We start from the raw sequence: 22,547 nt of genomic DNA on the forward strand, positions 1-22,547 counted from the left end.
AACCCTAATTTTCTTAATGGATCAATCGTTTATTCATTTATTTGTATCTATTGAGAACGTCATATAATGACATCACACTAATAATTGGCTTATTTATTTTACCTTCAAACGAAATTTTTATTTCTTTTCCAGCCTCTAAATCCATATAATTATCAGTTAGTTTTCCAGTATAACCCTCAATTTCTATATAAACATATTTAGCTGCTTTGGTAGCTTTTAAAGTAATTTCATTTCCTTTAATTTTCCAAGTAATATTCGGATTTTCCAATGGTAAATCGATTGGTCGGGTTAAGTCAATTTCTGGAACAATATCATCTCGATAGGCTTCTCTCATAGCGTACCAAGCAGCTTTTGGTTGGCGATTGTAATAATCAGTGACACTCCAACTCGTTGCAGGCCAACAATCGTTAAGCTGCCAAACTAAAGTTCCCATATTAAAAGGCGCTTTGGAACGGTGAATTCCAATGATATTTTTAAGCGAATAATATTGCAAACACTGCGTCAAATAAGTATAATCTTTCACATTCATTTTTTCCACTTTAGTGGAGTCAATAAAATAGCGATTCAAATAGGAGTTCAGTTTCATAAAACCATTCCCTGCTTTTTGATGCGCTTTTAACACATCTGAAAATAAATGGCGGTCTTCTGGATTGGTAAACTTTTTAATGGTCGAATAATTTGGCATTGCTTGCATTCCGTATTCACTCACAAAACGACCTGTTCTATTTTTATTATCTTCAATATCAGCTAATCCCCACCAAGTTCCCCAATAGTGGCTATCACCTTCCGTATAACTTTTCTCTCTTCCCCAACCAAATAATGGTGAACTACTAATATAAGGTCTTGTTGGATCAACTTCCTTTACCCATTTAGGAATACTATCCTGAAACAAACGCACATAATCTTTCCACATGCGAGTAGAATCTTGTTTGGACATTTTCATCGATTTTTGCCAACCCCAGTTGTTGAAGGCTTCATCGATTTCATTATTTCCGCACCATAAAACAATACTCTTATGATGGCGCAAACGCTTTACTTGGTATTTCACTTCTTCTTTAACATTGTCAAAAAAAGCGTCGTCACCGGGAACCATTGCTCCCGCAAACATAAAATCCTGCCAAACATTAATACCATATTTATCGCATAAATCATAAAAATAATCATCTTCATAAATACCGCCACCCCAAACGCGAAGCATGTTCATATTAGCATCTTTGGCTGATAAAACTACTTTCTCATATTCTTTTTTAGTCACTCTCGAAAGCAAAGCATCCGATGGAATATAATTGGCGCCTTTCATATAAACCGGCTTTCCATCAATTTTAAAATAAAATGATTTTCCGAGGCTATCAGGTTGCTGTACCAATTCAATTTTACGAGTAGGAATAAATTCTTTCTCCTTTGGTTTCACATTATAAGCTTCCAATCGAACTTCTTTCCAAACACCACAAGTAGTTAATTTTGGTCCCCAATCCCAACCAAAATGGTATGGTGCTTTACGCACATACAAACGAGGATTGTCCGGAAGTACATATGGCAGATCTTTCTTAGCTAATGAATCAACTACATTTTGCGCCGATTGAAATACAATTTGCAATTGATTGTCTCCAGAACGCAAAATAGATTTTACATCAGTTCTCCATTGACGAAACATATTGTCTGCTTTCAAAACTAATTTTCCATTTAGATAAACAGTTGCATAAGTGTCTAGTCCGTCAAAAACTAATTCTGCATGCTTATTTTTTAAGGTTGCCGGCGTTACCGAAAAAGAAGTTTTATATTCCCAATTCTCTTTTTCCACCCATTGCACTTTTTTCTCGTTGTCACGGAAATAAGGATCTGGAATCATTTTGTTATTCAACAAATCCGTGTGAACCTCCCCAGGAACAGTGGCTCCATTCCATTTGGCAGTTCCCTGCTGACGAAATTGCCAACCTTTTTTTATAACAACTGTATTGTTTTGAGCATTAACTCCCAACGAAAAATGGGTTAAGCAAATGAACAAAAACCAGTAAAATCCTTTTATGTTTTTCATTATTGTCGCATTTTTAAAATTATGCAATATCTACAATTAGTAGATTTTTTTTTCCAAATTTACTTTAGATAAACGTATTAAAGTATAAAAGTGAAGAATCAATTGAACAGTATTTATTATAACGTTAATTATTGTTTTTTAGATTAGCGTTTAAAATTCTATTGTTTTTGCAGAAGCCATTATCTAGTTTTTATGCAAAAAGAAGAGAATTAAAACATCATTGCTCTTTATTATAATTAAATCTCAATAGTACTGTTAGTTATACTACAACTTTTATTATGAAAAATAAGCCGGGTAGAAACTACCCGACTTATTTCAAACTAACTCTAAATAAAAACCAAATATTTATTTTTTAGCCCACCATAATGGGGTGAAAACATCATCAGCACCGCCTAAGAATCCTACTGCTTGCGCATATCCTGCAGCATTTGAATTTCTCAATCCAGAAGGATATTTCAAACGTTGTGGGAAAAATTTAACTTGATTGCTCATGAAATTTCCACTAGTCAAAACAGGCATATTAGGCAAAGGAACTTCGACTGCTGGATTTTCAAAGAAAGGCAATCCTAACCTTCTGTGATCACTCCATGCTTCTAAAGGTAACCATGGCATTTGCGATATGAATTTTTGCGTAATAATTTTTGTCAACAAATCGTTTTTTACCGTACCATTTTTATAAATAGTATTGTTTGGGTACAAAATTGTTGCCACACCAGCTGCATTTGTATAACCATCTTTATAGTCCATTGTATGACTTGCAGGTGGTTCAGTAGTGTGGGTCCAACTTACAGAAGTACCAGTTCTATTATAATCTGACGAAGCAAGATAAGCACCTAGATGAGATGAAACTCCCCAGTATGCAAAGTTAGATTTGATTCCTTCTTCATAAGCATCTTTACCAGTCATAGGAACTGCCCAGCCTTTTACAGCAGCTTCAGCTAGTAAAAAGTAAGTTTCCCATGGTGCAAAAAAGATACGTTGACTAGTACTTCCTCTAAACTGCTGAGACATACGAGGCATCGTTCCATTAAAGCTACGCACTTGATTAGTACTCCCTAATGTTCCCCAATCTCCAGCTGCAAAAGCATTCCAAGTATTTTTAGCATCAATTGTTTTTACTACAGCTCCTGTACCATCTAGTAAATCTCTTGATGTTGTTTTTGAACTATTATCCCAAGAAGGATATCCTGAAAAAACTGGGCTAGTAAAATCACCAGGAATATTAAATGTTTTATAAGCACGAGGATCAATTTTATTAGGTAAACCATCTAACCAATAACCTGCACCAGGCTCATTAGTTTTCATTGAAAAATGATTAGCAAATTTTAATCCAATGTAATTTGCAGGTTTTACACTTGCATGAAAAGAACTTGCCAATTGATCTGTAGAATTTATTCCTCCCAATCCAATATAAAGATTATTTAATGTTGCTGACATGATTTGTTCATTCCATTCACGACTCATTACTCCTGACAAATCGTCCCAACCTGGTCTTTCTTGAACTTTAAATGTATCATCAACTTCTTTTAACAGAACTCCTGCTGCTGCATCTTCAAACTCTGCTTTAGCTTTAGCTGGATCAACTTCAGATAAACGCATCGCTAAACGCAAACGCATTGAATTAGCATATTTTTTCCATTTACTGTAATCATATCCGTAAGCTGGATCTCCAGCACTTAATCCACTTGGATTAACTACTGCAACATCTAATTTAGTAGAAGCATCTTTTAACTCTGCTAACAAAAAATAATAAACGTCTTTTACAGTATTAAACTGAGGATTAGTCCCTTGAAATGCTTCAATAGCAATTGGTCCGAAATTATCCGATAGTTCACTCATCAAATAAACTCTCCAGATACGAGCTATTTGAATTAGGTTTTGCGAGTATACTTTCACATCCCCTTTAGCTTGTTTCTCTTGAGCAACTTCAATAGCAGTATTAGCCGCATTCAACCAGTTTGAACTATAATTATAATATTCGCTTGACCAACCATCATCAGCAGTTCCGCCAGAAATACCAGTTCTTAACATTTGATGTCCTGTCGTTTTCCAATACAAAACAAAAGACCTTTCAGCAATATTTGGATCTTGTTGTGCTCCAATGATTGATTTATTAATGAAATACTCAATTTGTACTTGATCAGCACTTGCAGCATTAGGGTCTTTATTGATTTCTTCGAAATCTGAACAAGAGGCCAGCATTGCAACCGCTGTCAACGCCAGACCAGATTTTTTAAATATATTTTTCATGTTATATTTTTTTTTAATTTTATTAAAAACTCACTGTAAGATTCATCAAGAAAGTACGAGTTGTTGGTGCTCCACCATTTTCAAAACCTACTGCATTAGTACCCGTTGCGTAAACAGATTCTGGATCAAGCCCATTCATGTGACTTTTAATCATCCAAACATTATTACAAGAAAATCCAATTTGAGCCTTCTGAACTGCAATTTTACTTAATATTTGTGATGGGAAATTGTAGTTAAGCTGCACATTTCTTAAACGAACATTAGAAGCATCATAAATATTAGCTTCAGTAACTCCAAGATTACCACTTCCTGCTACTCTATTCCAATACAATTGAGGACTAACTGCCTTTGTGTTTTGAACATAACTGTTACCGCTCATTACAACACCATTAGCTATCATATCAGCTCTTGATCCATTCACAACAGTTTCAGATGAAGTTCCTGCTAACTGCATTCCTGCCAAAGTTCCTGAAAATATTTCTCCTCCAATTCTTGCATCAATTTGAAAAGATAATGAAACTGCCTTGTAAGCAAAACTGTTTGTAAATCCAAGCATCGCCTTAGCCTGTTGATTTCCTAAACGAACAATTTTTGAATCAACAAGTGGTAACCCATTATTATCTACTATAATTTCTCCAAATGAAGGACTTGTTTCATCCGCAACTCTTAAAAATTGAGAACCATAAATTTCTCCATACGCTTTTCCTACTTCAGCAAAAACAGAAACATTGTCGAATCCGCCTAAAGGATATTGTGATACATCTTGGTATAATGAAACAATTTTACTTTTGTTAGTAGAAAAATTAAATTGTGTATTCCAAGTCAATGAACTAGCATCAGTTAATATTTTTCCATCCAATGTTACCTCAACTCCAGAATTCTGAATATCACCAGCATTTATTTTCTTGAAATTATAACCACTCAATGGATCCATAGGAAGATTAATCAATTGATTAGTTGCGTTAGATTTATAAACAGATACATCAAGACCAAGTCTGCTTTTGAAAAAACGAAGTTCAGCTCCAAACTCAGTAGATTTAATTAATTCACTTTTCACATTTGGATCAAACAATGTTTTCCCTCTTGATGAAGTTAAATTACCATTTGGATCTTTGTCTATGTAATAAACATTATACAATTGATAAGGCTCAAGATCATTACCTACTGATGCGTAACTTGCTCTTAACTTTCCATAAGAAAACCAGTCAGGCAAATTGACATCCATACTATTTAGCATATCAGTAAATACATAAGAAAGACTTAAAGATGGATAAAAGAAAGAACGATTTGCTTTGCTTAAAGAAGAAGACCAATCATTTCTAAAAGTAGCATCAAGGTATAAATAACCATCATAGTTAATTTGAGCCGATCCAAATACAGAATTAATTGATTTGTTATAAATATTCTCTTCAGCAAAAGTATTTCCTAAAAAGTTCTTTACAGAGAAGTAGTCAGGAACAAGAAGTTCACCATTTCTAACAATTAAAGAAGATGATTTACGATCCATCAAGTTTCCTCCTAAAGTTGCCATACCTCCAAATTTACCAAAAAGATCATCTTTTTTAGCTATTAATAAAGCCTGGTAATTAGTCTCCATAAAAGTTCCTTTAGAAGTACCATATCTACCTGTGTTAGGAGCTAGAGGGCTTCCAGCGTATGTTTTTTCATAGGTAGTATTCGTGTACATGTCAGCACCACCTTTAATTTCAGCGTTAAGCCAGTTGTTAACTTCATATTTCAAAGACGCATTCATCATAAAACGATCTCGTACGTCTTGATTAAGTTTATATTTGCTAGCCCAATATGGGTTAATTGCACTACCGCTACCATACCAAAGCATTTTCCCATTAGCATCAGTCGCATCTTTAAACTGAGTAATATCTAATGATGTTGGAAAAACATTTAATAGTGAAAATGGGTTACTACTGTTAGCGCCATTTGAAGTTCTATTATTGGCTTTTGCATTAGTATATTGTACTTTAGTATCTAAAGTCCAACGATCAGTATCTCCAAATTTAGTTAGCGCTTTAGCCATTAAATTCGTTCTAGCTAATCGAGCTCCAGGAATCATGCTCTCGTCTTCCATTCGGTTCAAAGAGGCATAAATAGAAGTTTTTTGGACTGCTTGCTGAAAAGATATACTATTGTTTTTAGTAATTCCAGCACTATTGAAGTAATTTTCCACGTTGTCGTAAGAACGTAATTGCTCAGTAGCACCATTCCAGTTTGTTACATTTTGTCCTTCAATTTTAGGTCCCCAACTTAAACCTGAAAGCGGTTCAAAAAGATTATTATTACCTTGACCATAACTACTTTGCAGTTTAGGCTTAGTAAAAATACTTTCAAAACCAAGTGAAGAAGAAACAGTGATTCCTAAACCTTTCTGTTTCTTACCTGATTTAGTAGTAATTAAAATCACACCATTACCTGCCCTAGATCCATAAAGCGCTGATGCAGATGGCCCTTTTAAAACCGAAAGACTTTCGATATCTTCTGGATTGATGTCTGATATACCATTACCCATATCAAAACTTGGGTTCCAATAATCATTGTTAGATGCTCCTGTAAAGTTATCCATAGGAACTCCATCTACAACAATTAAAGGTTGGTTATCACCTGTTAAGGAATTAAAACCTCTTAACACTAATTTAGACGAACCACCTGGACCAGCACTTGATTTTACTACTTGTAAACCAGCTACTTTTCCGCTTAAAGCGTTAGCAATGTTGGGTTCTCTAGCTTCAACTAAACTTTGACCTTTAATTTCTTGAACTGCATAACCTAAAGATTTTTTCTGCTTTTTGATACCTAAAGCCGTTACAACAACCTCTCCTAGCTCCTGAGTACTTTCTGCTAAAACGATAGTAATATTACTTTCACCTGCGGCAACATCTACTGATTTAGAAATAAAACCAACTGATGATACTGCCAGAGTAGTTTTACCTGCGGGAACGCTTATGGTAAACTTCCCGTTAAAATCTGTAATGGTACTAATGGACACTCCTTTTACCTTTATGGTAGCGGAAACAACTCCCTTGTTGTCCGCATCTGCGACTACGCCCGTTATAGACCTGTTTTGCGCAACTGCACTAAGGCAGCTAAACAACACCAATCCTAACACTGCTAAAATTCGTTTCATAAGCATTTGTTTTTTTTAGTTTTTGTTTTTGGTTTGTAAAAAATATTGATAAAAAATTTGAACTCAATTTTAGTGTACATTTTAGCAATCTCTATCTTTTTAAAAATTTGATTAACTTTTAAAAAACTACTAAAACGTTTTAGTGTTTCAACAAAAAAATAGAAAATCTTCTTTTTTAAAATTAAAAATACTTTAACTTAAAACTATACGGATTCTCTTATTACTAATTTCCCTTTTTGAAGCACCTTTTCAACAACAGCATCATTTTCATTTGTAATTTGCTTCATTAGCAAATCAACCGCTTTAACCGCAATCGTGTTTATAGGCTGCTCTACCACTGTAATAGCAGGCGAATGCAATCTAAAACTATAATGATCATCATAACTAATGATTGATAAATCTTCTGGCATTTTAATTCCCATTCTATGAAAAGCCTGAAGTCCCGCTAGTCCCATATAATTTGCTAGAAAAAGCACACCATCAATACTTTTATTATTTTCAAAAAAACGAATTACCTCTTCTACTTTTTCTTCTTCCGTACTATGATAATTGATATGTAGGACAAGATCTCCATTATAAAGACCCGCTTTTTTCATCGCATCGATATAACCGTTTTCTCTTGATTGCATTTGGATCATACCAGAATTATTATTAATTACAGCGATATTGCGTCGTCCTTTTTCAATCAAAAGTTCAGTTGCAATATAAGCACCTTCATAATTATTCATAACTACATGACTAACCTCTTGATCTGGGAAATACCTGTCGATTAAAACCACCGGTATTTTCATTTTTAAAAGCTGACCAATACTTTTCTCTAAATTCTCTGTAGGCGTGATAATAAAACCATCTACATTAGCCTGAAGCAAACTTTGTATCAACTCTGCAGCTCGGTCATCGTCATTATCTGTACTACAATAAAAAACTCTATACCCTAACTTTCCAGCTTCTTCCTCAATTCCTTTGGCAAGGACTGAAAAAAATTGATTAGATATATTTTCAATGATAAGACCTATCGATCTTGTTTTGCCGGTCCTAAGACTCGTTGCTGTCATATTAGGTCGATAGTTTAATTTTTCAACTATATCTTGTACCTTTTTAATGACTGCCGCACTAATTCCCATTTTCTCTCCTTTATCGTTAAGCACAAAAGAAACGGTAGAGATAGAAACTCTTGCCTCAATTGCAATATCTTTAATGGTGATTTTTTTCATTAGAATGTTAATTTTTTCTTAGCGCTATCACAAATATATACAAAAAATTATTTCCTAAAACGATTTTGCAACTATTTTTTTCAACTATATGTTTTTTTAAATACTAATAAATAGCAAAATCACAACAAAAACGAACAATCGCAGAAATATTCAAAAACATAAAACTTCCTATTTCGCTTAAAAATCAGCTTTCGACCGATGCTTTTTCAATTTTTTTTAACCAAAAAAACCCAAAACGATTCGTTTTGGGTTTTTCTACTTAATAAAATCTAATAGTTTTACTTTTTAAAAAAGAACTCTCGATCATTACCATTTAATGATTGCACTAGCCCAGGTAAATCCACTTCCAAAGGCAGCTAACACAACTGTATCACCAGGTTTGATCTTACCTTGCTCCCAAGCTTCTGTCAATGCAATAGGAATTGATGCTGCGGTAGTATTTCCGTATTTCTGAATATTATTAAATACTTGATCATCATTTAGTTTAAATTTGTTTTGGATAAACTGAGAAATTCGCAAATTAGCTTGGTGCGGAATCAACATGTCAATATCAGAAACTTGAAGATTATTAGCTTCTAGTCCTTCATTAATCACTTCACTAAAACGAACTACTGCATTCTTGAATACAAATTGACCGTTCATGTGAGGGAAATAACTTTCGTCATCTGGATCGTTATCTTCCAAAATATCAGATACCCAACGACCACCCATTCCTGGTGCTTTCAATACTAATTCCTCAGCATGCTGCCCTTCTGAATGCAAATGAGTCGATAAAATTCCTTTAGTTAAATCCTCTTCTCGGCTTAAAATAGCGGCTCCTGCTCCATCTCCAAAAATTACAGATACACCTCTTCCACGAGAGGTCATATCTAATCCAGTTGAATGCACTTCAGAACCAATAACCAAAACATTTTTATACATGCCAGTTTTGATGTACTGATCCGCAACCGACAAAGCATAGACAAAACCAGAACATTGATTTCGAACATCTAAAGCACCTATAGTTCTCAAACCTAAATCTCTTTGTACTAAAACACCTGGTCCTGGAAAATAGTAATCAGGACTTAATGTAGCAAAAACGATAAAATCAATATCTTCTTTAGCTACTCCTGAACGTTCAATTGCAATTTCAGCAGCTTTTACACCCATTGAAGTCGTTGTATCTTCACCTTTAATGATATGTCTTCGCTCTTTGATACCTGTTCTTTCCTGAATCCATTCATCATTAGTATCTATGATTTTAGATAAATCGTCATTGGTAACTACATTTTCAGGAACATAAAAACCTAGTCCTGTTATTTTGGAATGGTACATATTTCAGTGTTTTATTAGAATTAAAATTTACGAATTAGCTGTTTTACAGGACTTAAAATTAGAATAACTTAAATTTAATTGCAAATTCGTTTGATACTACAAGTTTATGATTTTTTAACTGATTTACAGCTAGCTGTTTCAAATAAAATTCAACAAAAACTATAGTATTAAATTAGAATCTTGAATTTTACATGAAGCGCAAAGGTTAAAAATGTAATTTTATTTCCAAATATACTATCATTCAACTATTTTAGACCAATAATTGCTAACGCTAATTTAAAATCATTCGAACTATGAAGTTAAAAATTCCATTTTTTCTATTCCTTGGATTGAGCTTAACCGCCTTTGCTCAAGAGAATTTAAGTTATCAAAAACCATCTAAATCCATTCTAGAACTGGCCGATTACGAAAGAGCGCCATCTGTTTCTATGGATACTAAAAAAGAATATCTATTATTATCTTACAGAAACACCTATAAATCTCTTGACGATTTAAACCAAGACGAATTGCGTTTAGGAGGTTTACGAATAAATCCTGTTACAAATATTTCCAGCACCGTTACTTACGTCAACAATCTTAAACTCCGAAAAGTAAGTGACAAGAACGAACTTCAAGTTGCCGGCTTGCCCTTAAACCCTAAAATTAGCAATATAACTTGGTCACCAAATGACCAAAAAATTCTTTTCTCTCATACAACAAATTCAGGAGTGGAACTATGGGTGATTGATGTTGCTTCGGCGAAAGCCACAAAACTAACGGAAGCAACTGTAAATGCGAATCTGGGGAATCCTTTTAGCTGGATGAATGACAACGAGACTATCTTAGTAAAAATGCTGCCAAAAAATAGAGCAGCACTTTTAGATGCAAAAAACGATTTACCTACTGGTCCGATTATCTCAAATGCTGATGGGGAAAAATCTCAAAACAGAACGTATCCAGATATGTTGAAAAACAAGAACGATGAGATCAATTTTGAAAACATAATGACCTCTGAGTTGTACAAAGTAAAATTGAATGGAACGGCTACTTTATTCAAAAAAGCAGATATGTATGCTGGAGAAAGTTTTTCACCTGATGGAAATTATTTGATGCTAAATACGATTCAAAAGCCATTTTCATACATTGTTCCACTGAGTCGTTTTCCTATGAAATCAACCGTTTATGATACTGCTGGAAACGAAGTAAAAGTAGTTAATGATGTCCCATTAACTGAAATTATCCCTAAAGGATTTATGGCCGTTAGAAAAGGAAAAAGAAACATGAGCTGGAGAGCAGACAAACCAGCAACTTTAGTATATGCTGAAGCTTTAGATGGTGGAGATCCAGCCAATAAAGTAGATTTTAGAGACGAAGTTTTTCTGTGGAATGCTCCTTTTACTGCTACACCAACATCATTAGTAAAAATACCACAGCGTTACAGCCGAATAATTTGGGGGAACGAAACTGTTGCAATTGTTACTGATGAATGGTATGATACGCGTAACACTAAAACCTATATAATCAATCCGTCGAATCCTAGTCAAGCTCCAAAATTAATTTTTGATAGAAACTCTCAGGATTCTTATTCCAATCCAGGAAACTTCGAAACTAAAAAAAATCAATATAACAGGAATATTTTAGCGATCGAAAATGACAATGCATTTCTTATTGGCGATGGTTTTACTAAAAACGGTCAATTCCCTTTTATCACAGAGTATAATTTAAAAAATTTAGAGTCAAAACGACTTTATACTTCATCGTACAAAGATAAGAAGGAAGATATAATAGAAATTGAAGACTTCAAAAAAGGAACTGTTTTAGTGCAAATTCAGTCTAAAAATGAATATCCAAATTACTACATTAGAAACATTAAACAAAAAAATAAGCTAAAGCCAATTACTGCTTTCAAAAACCCTTTTGAAAGCATCAAAAACGTGAGTAAAGAGGTTATTAAGTACAAGCGTAAAGATGGTGTTGAATTGTCTGGAACTTTATATTTACCTGTAGGTTATGATAAAGCTAAAAAGGAAAAAATGCCATTATTGATTTGGGCATACCCTGCTGAATACAAAGACAAAAATTCAGCAGGACAAGTCACTCAAAATGCAAATGAATTTACATTTCCTAGCTATGGTTCTTTTGTGTATTGGGTAACTAAAGGATATGTGGTTTTAGATGATGCTGCTTTTCCTATCATTGGTGAAGGAACTACTGAACCTAATGATAATTTCATCACACAATTAGTCGATAATGCTGAAGCAGCAATCAATGCAGTAGATGCTTTAGGATATATCAATAGAAAAAAAGTAGCAGTTGGCGGTCATTCTTATGGAGCTTTTATGACTGCAAACTTATTAAGTCATTCTAACTTATTTGCTTGCGGAATCGCTCGTAGTGGTGCTTATAACAGAACGCTAACTCCTTTTGGTTTTCAAAGAGAGCAACGTAACTATTGGGAAGTTCCTGAGGTTTATAATACCATGTCTCCGTTCATGAATGCTGAGAAAATGAAAACGCCTATGCTTTTAGTTCACGGAGAAGCTGATAATAATCCTGGAACATTTACACTACAAACAGAACGTTATTTCCAAGCGTTGAAAGGATTAGGTGCTCCGGCAAGAATGGTGATTCTCCCTAAAGAATCTCATGGATATGCAGCTAAAGAAAACATACTTCACTTGCTATGGGAACAAGATCAGTTTTTAGAAAAGTATTTAAAGAATTAATTCAAAGCATAAAAAACCCCGAAAGTCAAGGACTTTCGGGGTTTTGTTTTTTAAGCTAACATTAAGTCAACTTCTTGATTGACTGCTAATTCCATATCGTGTTCAAAAAAAATAGCTCTTCGTTCAAAAGCTGCTTTGATTAAATAATGACTCCCTTTAAAATAGCATTGTTTTACTACCACTTGCATCATACCATTCTCAACCACTTTTAATTGATGTGGATACAATAAAAGAAGCTGATCTTCCTCTGGTTCAACATCTATCAGTTGTGTTAAGCGCAACTCATTTACTTCCCCAAAAAGAGAAGCGATATATTTAGTAGTTGGATTTTCGTATAATGTTTTTGAATCTCCTTTTGCGACTACTTTCCCATTTTGAACAACAATAGTTTCATCAGAAAAAGACAATGCATCCGTACTATCGTGTGTTGCGATGATACAAGTAACTCCTTTATCTTTTAAGTATCGAAACAAATTACGACGCAAGGAGTTCTTTCTAAAAGAATCAATCTGACTAAAAGGTTCGTCAAGTAAAAGAATTTCAGGTTCTAATGCTAAAACTCTTGCGAGTGCAACTCGTTGTTGTTGACCACCACTCAAGAATTTTGCTTTTACTTTTGCAAAAGCAGTCATTTCGACCATATCTAATAATTCTTGAACACGAATTTTCTTTTCTTCGGGAAACATATTAGACAAGAACTTACCCACATTTTCCTCAACGGTTATGTAAGGCATTAGATCAAAATCTTGTGCTAAATATTTAATGTAATCTTCTCCAGGAACAAGATTGTATTTTGGACCCAAAATAGGCTTTTCATTATAGGTAATTGATCCACTATTCAAATCATATAATCCGTAAATGAGTTTTAGTAAAGTACTTTTTCCACAACCACTTTCACCAATAATAGCGGTGTTTTGACCTTTACCAATGGTAAAACTAACTTCTTCAATAACGGGAGTTTCAGTGTAAGTAAAGGATATGTTTTTTATCTCGAGCATCGTCTTAATTTAAGAGTGCAAATTTACAATGTTTAATTTAAAGTTTGGCACAAAAAAAGGCTGCTTCTTGACGAAACAGCCCTAGTTTTATAAAGTAATTTTAGCTTATTTTTTACTTTCAGCTTCTGCGTCTTTAATCATTTTCTCATTTGCAGTAATTGCAAATTCAACACGACGGTTTTGGCTTCTACCTTCAACTGTTTCGTTTGATGCAATTGGATCAGCAATTCCTAAACCAGTAACTTGAAATCTACTAGAAGAAACACCTTTACTGTTTAAATAATTCTTAACTGCAGCAGCTCTTTCTCCAGACAGTTTTAAGTTATAATCAGCTTTACCAGTACTATCGGTATAACCATAAATAGTTATATTAGTATCTGGATATTCAGCAAAAACAGGAACTAACTTATCTAAATTAGCTTTTGCAGCAGCAGTCAAAGATGATTTGTTAGTATCAAAACGCACTGCATTTTCATTCAAAACTAATTTGATTCCTTCTCCTACACGCACTACTTCAGCACCTGGAAGAACTTCATCAATTTGTCTCGCTTGTTTATCCATTTTGTTACCAATAACACCACCAGCAACTCCACCAACAACTCCACCAAGTACAGCTCCCATTGCTCCTTTACCACCTTTACCAAGATTGTTCCCAAGAACTCCTCCTAGAACAGCACCTGCTACAGCTCCAATTCCTGCTCCTCTTTGTTTATTATTAGTGTTTTTTACAGCTTCACAACTAGTAAACATAGAACCTACAACCATTATTGTTGCCATTGCAACTATCGAAATCTTTTTCATCTTTATATTATTTTATAATTAATTTACTTTTTGAAACTGGTATACTACGTCAGTCATTTTTCCTCCAACATCGATTCTATCAACCAATTGAAAAGAAGATTCTGTTTGATTGGCTAAGTTCAAAACGTAACCATCTCTTACTTTTTTTGCTTTTATTCCAGCATCTAAAATTTTAAGTACAAATTGTCCTTTATCATTAACGAACCAAGTAATTGGTGAACTAAATGCAGCACAATTAGATTTTGTCAAAGCCATTGTTCCTTTGTTATTGTTAGAAACAAACTTCCACGTACTTCCTACAAAACAATCTGAATCTGCTAGTTGGAAAGTCTCTACTTTGATGTACTGTGAACCTGGATAAGTTACTGAACTGATTTCCCAGTTTCCTTTGATTGCAACCTGCGCTTTTCTATCTGTATTTGTACTAGTCGCTGATGTTGATTTACATGCAAACATAAAAACTGCTAACGTGCATACTAAAATTACTTTTTTCATTTCTCTAAATTTTAATGAATTAATACTTACACAAAGATACATTGCATTATGATAAATTTGTTTCAAAATTATATTATTTTTTATCAAAATTAACACTTGCGACAATTTGTCACTTCCCTTACAATTGGTATTCTATTTGAAAGAATAGTAGGCTATAAAACAAACTTAAAAACTCAAAATATGACAACAGGTAAAATTAATGTTTCGGTTGAAAACATCTTTCCCTTAATCAAGAAGTTCCTATACAGTGACCACGAAATTTTTCTACGTGAATTAATTTCTAATGGTACTGATGCAACTTTAAAATTAAAGCATTTAACTAGTATTGGCGAAGCCAAAGTCGAATATGGCAACCCAATTATCGAAGTAAAAATCGACAAAGAAGGGAAGAAATTACACATCATCGATCAAGGTTTAGGAATGACTGCCGATGAAGTAGAAAAATACATCAACCAAGTAGCTTTTTCTGGTGCTGAAGAATTCCTTGACAAATACAAAGATTCAGCTAAAGATTCTGGAATTATTGGACATTTTGGTCTTGGATTCTACTCTGCTTTTATGGTTGCCGAAAAAGTAGAAATCATCACTAAATCGTTCAAAGACGAACCAGCTGCGCACTGGACCTGTGATGGAAGCCCTGAGTTCACATTAGAACCAGCTGACAAAACGACTCGTGGAACTGAAATTATATTACATATTGCCGAAGATTCTCTTGAATTTTTAGAAGAATCTAAAATAAGCGGTTTATTGAATAAGTACAATAAGTTCATGCCTATTCCGATTAAATTTGGAACAAAAACGGAGAAAATTGAACAAAAAAAGGGCGAAGAAGTTGCTGAAGAAGATAAAGATAAAACTTTTACAGAAGTAGAGGTTGACAATATCATCAACAACCCAAATCCAGCTTGGACCAAACAACCAACGGAATTATCTGCTGAAGATTACAAGAATTTCTACCATGAATTGTACCCAATGCAATTTGAAGAACCTTTATTCCATATTCATTTGAATGTTGATTATCCGTTCAACTTAACTGGTATTTTGTATTTCCCAAAACTAGGCTCTGATTTACAAATTCAGAAAGACAAAATCCAATTGTACCAAAATCAGGTGTATGTAACGGATAATGTAGAAGGAATTGTTCCGGAATTTTTGATGATGCTAAAAGGTGTTGTTGATTCACCGGACATTCCATTGAACGTATCTCGTTCTGGATTGCAAGCGGATGCTGCGGTGAAGAAAATTTCGAACTACATTACTCGTAAAGTAGCCGATAAATTGAAATCATTATTCACTGAAAACCGTGCCGATTTCGAACAAAAATGGAATGACATTAAAATCGTTTTAGAATACGGAATGCTTTCTGAAGATAAATTCTATGAAAAAGCAGGAGCGTTTGTTTTGTATCCAACAGTTGACGATAAATTCTACACACTTGAAGAATTAAAAACAAATCTTGCCGCTAATCAAACGGATAAAGACGGAAAACTAGTGGTTTTATACGCTGGAAACAAAGAAGCACAACACTCATATATCGAAATTGCGAAAGAGAAAGGATACGAAGTATTATTGCTTGATTCTCCAATTATCTCCCATTTAATTCAAAAAATTGAAGGCGATAACAGCAACATGACTTTTGTACGTGTAGATTCAGATCATATTGATAATTTAATCAAAAAAGAGGAAACGACCATTTCTAAATTATCAGAAGAAGAGCAAACCAACTTGAAAACGGTTCTGGAAACGATCGTTCCTAAACAAACCTATTCAGTTCAACTGGAAGCTCTAGACAGTAATGCTGCGCCATTTATCATCACGCAACCAGAATTTATGCGCAGAATGAAAGAAATGAGTCAATCTGGTGGTGGCGGAATATTTGGAATGGGCAATATGCCTGAAATGTACAATTTAGTAGTCAACACTAACTCTGAATTGGCAACAAGCATTCTAAACAACAAAGACAAAATCGCACAGGAAAGTTTGGTCAAACAAGCGCTTGACTTAGCGAAATTATCCCAAAACCTATTAAAAGGAGAAGCATTAACCGCTTTCGTAAAAAGAAGTTTTGAGTTAATCAAATAATCCTTCCCTAACCCTTTTAAAGAAGGAAGAACTGAGACCTGCGAGTGCAAACTTGCGGGTCTTTTTTTTTGGGAGCACAACAAGTGTTTTTCATAAGAAGTTTTGTCCCGCTATACGCTGCAATCTTTTTTTAGGCTTCCAGCCTTTGAAAGGCTGGAAGCCTAAAAAAAAGGATTTTCACTGCTATCGGGGCTCCAAAGAACTTTTTATTTTCATAATACTATTTGTTAGATTTTGACATCAAAATTTAAAATGTACGGATGATTTGTAAGAAAAAAAGCAATATATTTGAAACAAATATTGTGTGATTATCATCACACATACCTACCCATTATCGGGTGGCTTTATGTAACTTTGTCAGATATATAAACGAGTTACTGGCTAGTTAACCGCAACTTGGGAGAAATGAATGACAAAATAAATTATTATGAAAAATTTGAAAAATATATTTATAACCCTTCTATTATTATCTAGTATTTATTCAAAAGGTCAAACGAAATATTTTAATACATTCACTTTAATCGTTGATGGACAAGGAAAAGATGTAAAAGATAATATTTACTTAGATTATAGTAATAATAAACTTAGTTTAAAATGTAATACATTCAATTTTAAAAATGCTATAAAAACTGGAAAAAAAGAAACATATATTGATTCGAAAAACGAAGAAATTTTAGCTACCCAGTATAAAACTAATTATTATGAGGTTATTTTAATGAGAAATATCGAACATCCAGAATTTGTTTATTTAAAAATTATTGATATAATTGATAATCAAACTTACCTAATTCACTTGCACAACAAATAGATAAAGATCAAAAGTGTAAATTTGATAAATTATAATTATAAAAAATTTGAAATCTATATGAAAAAAAATATTTTAATCTTATTCTTAATAATGAATATTACAATGATATATTCCCAATCACCTGTAGAAGATGACCATCTTCGTGTAAAAGCTTTTTATGGAGAAAAAGTAATTGTTAATAAAAAAGTAGTATCGTATACAATCACAGGAAAAACAACTTATTCTAATATCAATATCCCATTCAATATTTTTATTACTTCAAATGACCTATCAGGAACTATAAGGATTAATTCTAAAAAATTACGTGAAGATATTATGTTGAGATTTAATTGTATCCATAAAAAAATGACATATCTTGGTCTTATGTATAGTTTTTATGATGATGATGGTGAAGTGGCCTCTTATACAATTCCCAAAGACGGAAGTCATCAAGAATTGTACATGTCATTTAAAGATGGTAGTTCCTATCTTTTTACAATTTCAAAGTATGACCAATTGTAATTTTTTTAATACTTGTCAGTATAATACTTAAAAACGTTCTCCCGACCGCGCCGATATCCTACAATCGTTAGCGCAGTTTTGCAAACTGTGCCCACAATAATGAGCAAACAATAGTGAGCCAATAATACAAATAACACAAAAAATGTCTGCAAAGTATAAAGCCACAACAACCGAAGACGCTTATTTCATCACTATAACTACAGTGGGTTGGGTAGATGTTTTTACACGATTAAACCCGACCGCGCCGATATCCTACAATTGTTAGAGCAGTTTTGCAAACTATGCCAACAATAATGAGCAAACAATAATGTCCCGACCGCGCCGATATCCTACAATCGTTAGCGCAGTTTTGCAAACTGTGCCCACAATAATGAGCAAACAATAGTGAGCCAACAATACAAATAACACAAAAAATGTCTACAAAGTATAAAGCCACAACAACCGAAGACGCTTATTTTATTACTATAACTACAGTGGGTTGGGTAGATGTCTTTACACGATTAAATCAAAAACAAATCATTATCCAAGCACTCCACTATTGTCAAGTTCAAAAGGGCTTAGAAATCTATGGATATTGTATTATGCACAGCCACATTCACTTGCTCTGCAAAGCAACAAACGGTTTTATATTATCCAATATTATGCGTGATTTTAAAAAATATACCTCTAAAAAAATTATTCAAACTATTATAGAAGAACCGGAAAGCAGAAGAGAATGGATGTTGGATTATTTTAAAAAAGCGTGTCAACATTTAAAACAAGAACAACAGTACAAAGTTTGGCAAAACGGCTATCATGCGGAACATATTTACAGCAATAAATTTATAAAACAAAAAATGGATTATATACACAACAATCCTGTAAATGAAAAAATTGTAACGATGCCGGAAGATTATTATTTCAGTTCTGCAAGAAACTATGCTGCATTAGAAAATGAATTAGAAGTGGTTTTATTAGATTTATTTTAGTTGCCTGTTGAAATCGGCACAGTTTGCAAAACTGCGCTAACGATTGCCTGTAAATAAGAGCTATCGGAACATATTTACAGCAATAAATTTATAAAACAAAAAATGGATTACATACACAACAATCCTGTAAATGAAAAAATCGTAACGATGCCAGAAGATTTTTATTTCAGTTCTGCAAGAAACTATGCTGCATTAGAAAATGAATTAGAAGTGGTTTTATTAGATCTACTTTAGTTGCCTATTGAAATGGGCACAGTTTGCAAAACTGCGCTAACGATTGCCTGTAAATAAGAGCTATCGGAATTAGAAAATGAATTAGAAATGGTTTTATTAGATTTATTTTAGTTGCCTATTGAAATAGGCACAGTTTCCAAAACTGCGCTAACGATTGTGTAAATAAGAGCTATCAGGTTAAATTTAAAAAAGAATAAAACCCGTAGTGCTTAAAAATCAGAAAGAGGTACTATCAGAAAACCTTAACTTAAAGAAATGGAGCACGACCGTCCCGCTCATACCTAAAATAAATCGCAACTATCAGAACTTTTTCGCTCTAAAACTAATTCAATATCTCAACAAATTTAATTGTAGTTTTGCGGTTCAAGTGCAGTTGCAAACAGTTAGCACAACATTCTGCTTTAACTTCACAATAAAAAAAAACCAAAAATATGTGGTGGCATTATCTTTTAGTTTTCTTGGGTGCAGTATTATTTGACATAGTACCCTTTCCATTTGCACCAGCTTTTACGATAATGGTATTTCTTCAAATTCTTTTTGATTTGAATGTTTGGGCTGTAATAGTTATTGGAGTCCTAGGTTCCGTTTTAGGTAGATATATTCTTTTATTATATGCTCCATTATTGGCTAACAAATATCTAAAATCATCTAAAAATGATGATATTAAATTTCTAGGTGATAAGATGAATGAAAATAAGTGGAAAGGCGTTTTAGTAGTCCTGGCTTATTCTTTATTACCGCTTCCTACCACACCACTTTTTTTAGGTGCCGGTATTTCAAAAATAAAACCTATTTATATTATTATTCCTTTTTTAATTGGAAAATTCACCAGTGATTCTATAGCTCTGCACTTAGGCAAATTTGCCGTAGAAAACCAACAAGATATTATTGATAATATTTTTTCTTGGGAGTCAATCGCTAGTTTTACATTGGGTTTTGTAATGTTATTTTGTTTGTTTTTCGTTGATTGGCGGACCTTAATTCAAACTAGAAAATTAGCCTTTGATTTTAAAATTTTAAATTAAAACTCTTCTTTTATTTTTTCTCATCGCCGTAAAACATCAAAGTAGGTATTATGATTTAGAATGAAATTCCATCTTTATTACAACTATTTACTTTTGACTTTCCTAACCCATTGACATAGCTAAAAATAAACGGGTTGTTCATTCACTTATAGTTTGTTGCTTTTTTTTTCATAATTTAGTAATCAAATAAAGTCATCAAAAGCTTTTGGTCTAACTTGCTTTTACAAAGCTTTAGACAGCATAAAATAATCATCGGTTTGTCAATCTTTGACATCTAGATCAATTGATTGCCGAAAAGATAGCGCAGCTTGAAAACAAAGAATTTGATTCCGATAATAAATTTCTAAAAGTTAAGAAAAGAAAAATAATCTATTGCGATTCAAAAGGTTAATTTATTAAAATCCTGCTTAAGCCATTTTGCAGGATTTTCTAATTGATACTTAATTCATTAAACCTTTTGAAAAGAAACAAGTCCTACTCACACTTTAAATCATAAGCGATATAGTAAATGCTAATTTTATTACGTTGATTGGCGTACTGAGCGACTACTTTAATTGATTTTCGACATTAATCCAACCTTAAAAATATGGATAATAATATACTTTGGTCATTACGTCTTGGTTTTTCTAGTAAGGAAGCGCAAGCGATTTCAGACTTAGGTTTGAAAAAATTCCTTGAAAGGTCTTTTGAATCCAAACCACAAACAAAGAACCCAGATTTTCTTGAAGATAGTCCAAAAACTATTGAAGATTTCAAGCAAATCCGCATGCAATACAAAGAAAATAATACCGAAGCCAGAAAGCAATTACGAATTACTGAAGCCAAGGTTTCACAAGACATGAAAGCATGGTGGATTGATAAAATGAGAACGGATGAATTCCCTCTTCGCGAAAAGATGACTTGTTTTTGGCACAATCATTTCGTTGCTACTTTTCAAAAAGTAAAAGTCAATTATTACATCTACCAGCACCATCAAATAATAGAAGAAAATGCTTTTGGCAATTTTAAGGAATTGACCAAGAAAATACTCAAGAGTAATGCCATGGTACGATATCTTGATAATACAGATAATAAAAGAGGAAAAAATAACGAAAATTTAAGCCGTGAGTTATTAGAATTATTCACACTAGGTATTGGCAATTATACTGAAAATGATATTAAAAATGGAGCCAAAGCTTTAGCTGGTTTAGGAATTGGACAAGATGGAGCGCAATACCGCAGAGCTCTTGAAGATAATGATTCGAAAACCTACTTTGGAAAAACTGGAAATTTCAAGTGTGATGATTTGGTCGATATTATTTTCGAACAAAAAGAAATCCCTTACCTCCTTACACGAAAAATTCTGGGATGGTTTATTTACGATACGCCAAAAGATGAATTGGTTAGATATTACGGTGATTATTTCCGAGAGATGAATTTTGAAATCAAACCGTTATTAACAAAAATTTTTAAAGAAGAATACAGCAAAAATAATGCAGGTTCTAAGATAAAAAATCCGCTAGAATACATTTTACAATTAATGTCTGAACTACACATTGACAATTCTAATTCCAAAGCGGTTGCTTTTTTTATAAAAGAACAAGGAATGGATTTGTTCAACCAACCCAATGTAAAAGGATGGGTTGGAGGAAATTCGTGGCTGACGTCACAAGTATATTTACAACGAAATAACATGGCTGATTTGCTGTGTAGCGGACGCGGTTTAAATAGAAAAAATTTGAAACCAAACGAAGAAATGACTGGCAAATCATTTAACAAAAAAGGCGCTACAATCGATTGGGATAATAATGGAAACAACAAGAAAATTATAGCTGAACTAAAAGATAGATTGCTCTGTGAGGCAGATGCTGTTTCGCAAAAAGACTTTGAAACGATTATAAAATACGATTTTAATCCAAAAGCAGAAAATGCTAATCAGGTTGTTTTACGATTGTTTAATGCCATGGTAAAAATGCCAGAATATCAGTTGATTTAAATT

General features: G+C 33.3%; 16 protein-coding genes. 8 read left to right on the plus strand and 8 right to left on the minus strand.

The features are described from left to right. Positions 1-37: 37 nt before the first annotated feature. The 5 genes from LNP27_RS14995 to LNP27_RS15015 form a co-directional block, all read right to left on the minus strand. Complete coding sequence (locus tag LNP27_RS14995) at positions 38-2,035, minus strand: beta-mannosidase (protein ID WP_229942455.1); 1,998 nt, start codon at positions 2,033-2,035, stop codon at positions 38-40. A 345-nt stretch (positions 2,036-2,380) separates the two neighbouring features. Beyond that, the gene (locus LNP27_RS15000) at positions 2,381-4,285 is read right to left on the minus strand and encodes a SusD/RagB family nutrient-binding outer membrane lipoprotein (protein ID WP_229942456.1); all 1,905 of its coding nucleotides are present in this window, start codon (positions 4,283-4,285) and stop codon (positions 2,381-2,383) included. Positions 4,286-4,307: 22 nt separating this feature from the next. Then, the gene (locus tag LNP27_RS15005) at positions 4,308-7,424 is read right to left on the minus strand and encodes a SusC/RagA family TonB-linked outer membrane protein (protein WP_229942457.1); all 3,117 of its coding nucleotides are present in this window, start codon (positions 7,422-7,424) and stop codon (positions 4,308-4,310) included. Between the two features lie 203 nt (positions 7,425-7,627). Further along, positions 7,628-8,638, minus strand: a complete 1,011-nt coding sequence (locus LNP27_RS15010) for a LacI family DNA-binding transcriptional regulator (RefSeq protein ID WP_229942458.1) — start codon at positions 8,636-8,638, stop codon at positions 7,628-7,630. Between the two features lie 306 nt (positions 8,639-8,944). Beyond that, a complete protein-coding gene (locus tag LNP27_RS15015) occupies positions 8,945-9,952 on the minus strand; it encodes a 3-oxoacyl-ACP synthase III family protein (RefSeq protein WP_229942459.1) in 1,008 nt (335 codons plus the stop codon). 293 nt (positions 9,953-10,245) lie between these two features. Here LNP27_RS15015 and LNP27_RS15020 point away from each other — a divergent pair, with 293 nt between their 5' ends. Next, positions 10,246-12,657, plus strand: coding sequence for a S9 family peptidase (locus LNP27_RS15020; protein ID WP_229942460.1), 2,412 nt, complete (start codon positions 10,246-10,248; stop codon positions 12,655-12,657). Between the two features lie 50 nt (positions 12,658-12,707). Here LNP27_RS15020 and LNP27_RS15025 read toward each other — a convergent pair whose 3' ends face one another. The 3 genes from LNP27_RS15025 to LNP27_RS15035 all read right to left on the minus strand — a co-directional run bounded on the left by LNP27_RS15025 (position 12,708) and on the right by LNP27_RS15035 (position 14,951). Further along, positions 12,708-13,655 carry an ABC transporter ATP-binding protein gene (locus tag LNP27_RS15025; protein WP_229942461.1) on the minus strand — a complete coding sequence of 316 codons (948 nt, stop codon included), beginning with the start codon at positions 13,653-13,655 and terminating at the stop codon, positions 12,708-12,710. Positions 13,656-13,760: 105 nt separating this feature from the next. Beyond that, positions 13,761-14,456 carry a YiaD family glycine zipper/OmpA-like lipoprotein gene (locus LNP27_RS15030; RefSeq protein ID WP_229942462.1) on the minus strand — a complete coding sequence of 232 codons (696 nt, stop codon included), beginning with the start codon at positions 14,454-14,456 and terminating at the stop codon, positions 13,761-13,763. 18 nt (positions 14,457-14,474) lie between these two features. Then, entirely contained in the window at positions 14,475-14,951 is a 477-nt protein-coding gene (locus tag LNP27_RS15035) for a lipocalin family protein (protein ID WP_229942463.1), read from the minus strand. 180 nt (positions 14,952-15,131) lie between these two features. Between LNP27_RS15035 and htpG the strand changes: the two genes are divergently transcribed. From htpG to LNP27_RS15075, 7 genes are all read left to right on the plus strand, one after another. Continuing rightward, the gene (gene htpG / locus LNP27_RS15040) at positions 15,132-17,033 is read left to right on the plus strand and encodes a molecular chaperone HtpG (protein ID WP_229942464.1); all 1,902 of its coding nucleotides are present in this window, start codon (positions 15,132-15,134) and stop codon (positions 17,031-17,033) included. A 427-nt stretch (positions 17,034-17,460) separates the two neighbouring features. After that, positions 17,461-17,841, plus strand: coding sequence for a protein kinase family protein (locus LNP27_RS15045; protein WP_229942465.1), 381 nt, complete (start codon positions 17,461-17,463; stop codon positions 17,839-17,841). Between the two features lie 102 nt (positions 17,842-17,943). After that, positions 17,944-18,342: a hypothetical protein gene (locus tag LNP27_RS15050; protein WP_229942466.1), complete on the plus strand. Its 399-nt coding sequence runs from the start codon at positions 17,944-17,946 to the stop codon at positions 18,340-18,342. Between the two features lie 413 nt (positions 18,343-18,755). Then, on the plus strand, positions 18,756-19,310 hold the full coding sequence (locus tag LNP27_RS15060) for an REP-associated tyrosine transposase (protein ID WP_229942467.1): 555 nt from the start codon (positions 18,756-18,758) through the stop codon (positions 19,308-19,310). Positions 19,311-19,412: 102 nt separating this feature from the next. Then, positions 19,413-19,544, plus strand: a complete 132-nt coding sequence (locus LNP27_RS15065) for a hypothetical protein (RefSeq protein WP_346432391.1) — start codon at positions 19,413-19,415, stop codon at positions 19,542-19,544. 458 nt (positions 19,545-20,002) lie between these two features. Continuing rightward, complete coding sequence (locus LNP27_RS15070) at positions 20,003-20,569, plus strand: hypothetical protein (RefSeq protein ID WP_229942468.1); 567 nt, start codon at positions 20,003-20,005, stop codon at positions 20,567-20,569. 586 nt (positions 20,570-21,155) lie between these two features. Beyond that, complete coding sequence (locus LNP27_RS15075; RefSeq protein WP_229942469.1) at positions 21,156-22,544, plus strand: DUF1800 domain-containing protein; 1,389 nt, start codon at positions 21,156-21,158, stop codon at positions 22,542-22,544. Positions 22,545-22,547: the final 3 nt, after the last annotated feature.

Source organism: Flavobacterium galactosidilyticum, from assembly GCF_020911945.1.
Lineage (GTDB): Bacteria > Bacteroidota > Bacteroidia > Flavobacteriales > Flavobacteriaceae > Flavobacterium > Flavobacterium galactosidilyticum.

What these genes read in the sequence shown, in the direction of transcription:
- LNP27_RS14995 (WP_229942455.1), bottom strand. Translation starts at nt 2,035, where the DNA reads ATGAAAAACATAAAAGGATTTTACTGGTTTTTGTTCATTTGCTTAACC.
- htpG (WP_229942464.1), top strand. Translation starts at nt 15,132, where the DNA reads ATGACAACAGGTAAAATTAATGTTTCGGTTGAAAACATCTTTCCCTTA.
- LNP27_RS15020 (WP_229942460.1), top strand. Translation starts at nt 10,246, where the DNA reads ATGAAGTTAAAAATTCCATTTTTTCTATTCCTTGGATTGAGCTTAACC.
- LNP27_RS15015 (WP_229942459.1), bottom strand. Translation starts at nt 9,952, where the DNA reads ATGTACCATTCCAAAATAACAGGACTAGGTTTTTATGTTCCTGAAAAT.
- LNP27_RS15025 (WP_229942461.1), bottom strand. Translation starts at nt 13,655, where the DNA reads ATGCTCGAGATAAAAAACATATCCTTTACTTACACTGAAACTCCCGTT.
- LNP27_RS15075 (WP_229942469.1), top strand. Translation starts at nt 21,156, where the DNA reads ATGGATAATAATATACTTTGGTCATTACGTCTTGGTTTTTCTAGTAAG.
- LNP27_RS15050 (WP_229942466.1), top strand. Translation starts at nt 17,944, where the DNA reads ATGATATATTCCCAATCACCTGTAGAAGATGACCATCTTCGTGTAAAA.
- LNP27_RS15005 (WP_229942457.1), bottom strand. Translation starts at nt 7,424, where the DNA reads ATGAAACGAATTTTAGCAGTGTTAGGATTGGTGTTGTTTAGCTGCCTT.
- LNP27_RS15065 (WP_346432391.1), top strand. Translation starts at nt 19,413, where the DNA reads ATGGATTACATACACAACAATCCTGTAAATGAAAAAATCGTAACGATG.
- LNP27_RS15000 (WP_229942456.1), bottom strand. Translation starts at nt 4,285, where the DNA reads ATGAAAAATATATTTAAAAAATCTGGTCTGGCGTTGACAGCGGTTGCA.
- LNP27_RS15035 (WP_229942463.1), bottom strand. Translation starts at nt 14,951, where the DNA reads ATGAAAAAAGTAATTTTAGTATGCACGTTAGCAGTTTTTATGTTTGCA.
- LNP27_RS15030 (WP_229942462.1), bottom strand. Translation starts at nt 14,456, where the DNA reads ATGAAAAAGATTTCGATAGTTGCAATGGCAACAATAATGGTTGTAGGT.
- LNP27_RS15045 (WP_229942465.1), top strand. Translation starts at nt 17,461, where the DNA reads ATGAAAAATTTGAAAAATATATTTATAACCCTTCTATTATTATCTAGT.
- LNP27_RS15010 (WP_229942458.1), bottom strand. Translation starts at nt 8,638, where the DNA reads ATGAAAAAAATCACCATTAAAGATATTGCAATTGAGGCAAGAGTTTCT.
- LNP27_RS15060 (WP_229942467.1), top strand. Translation starts at nt 18,756, where the DNA reads ATGTCTACAAAGTATAAAGCCACAACAACCGAAGACGCTTATTTTATT.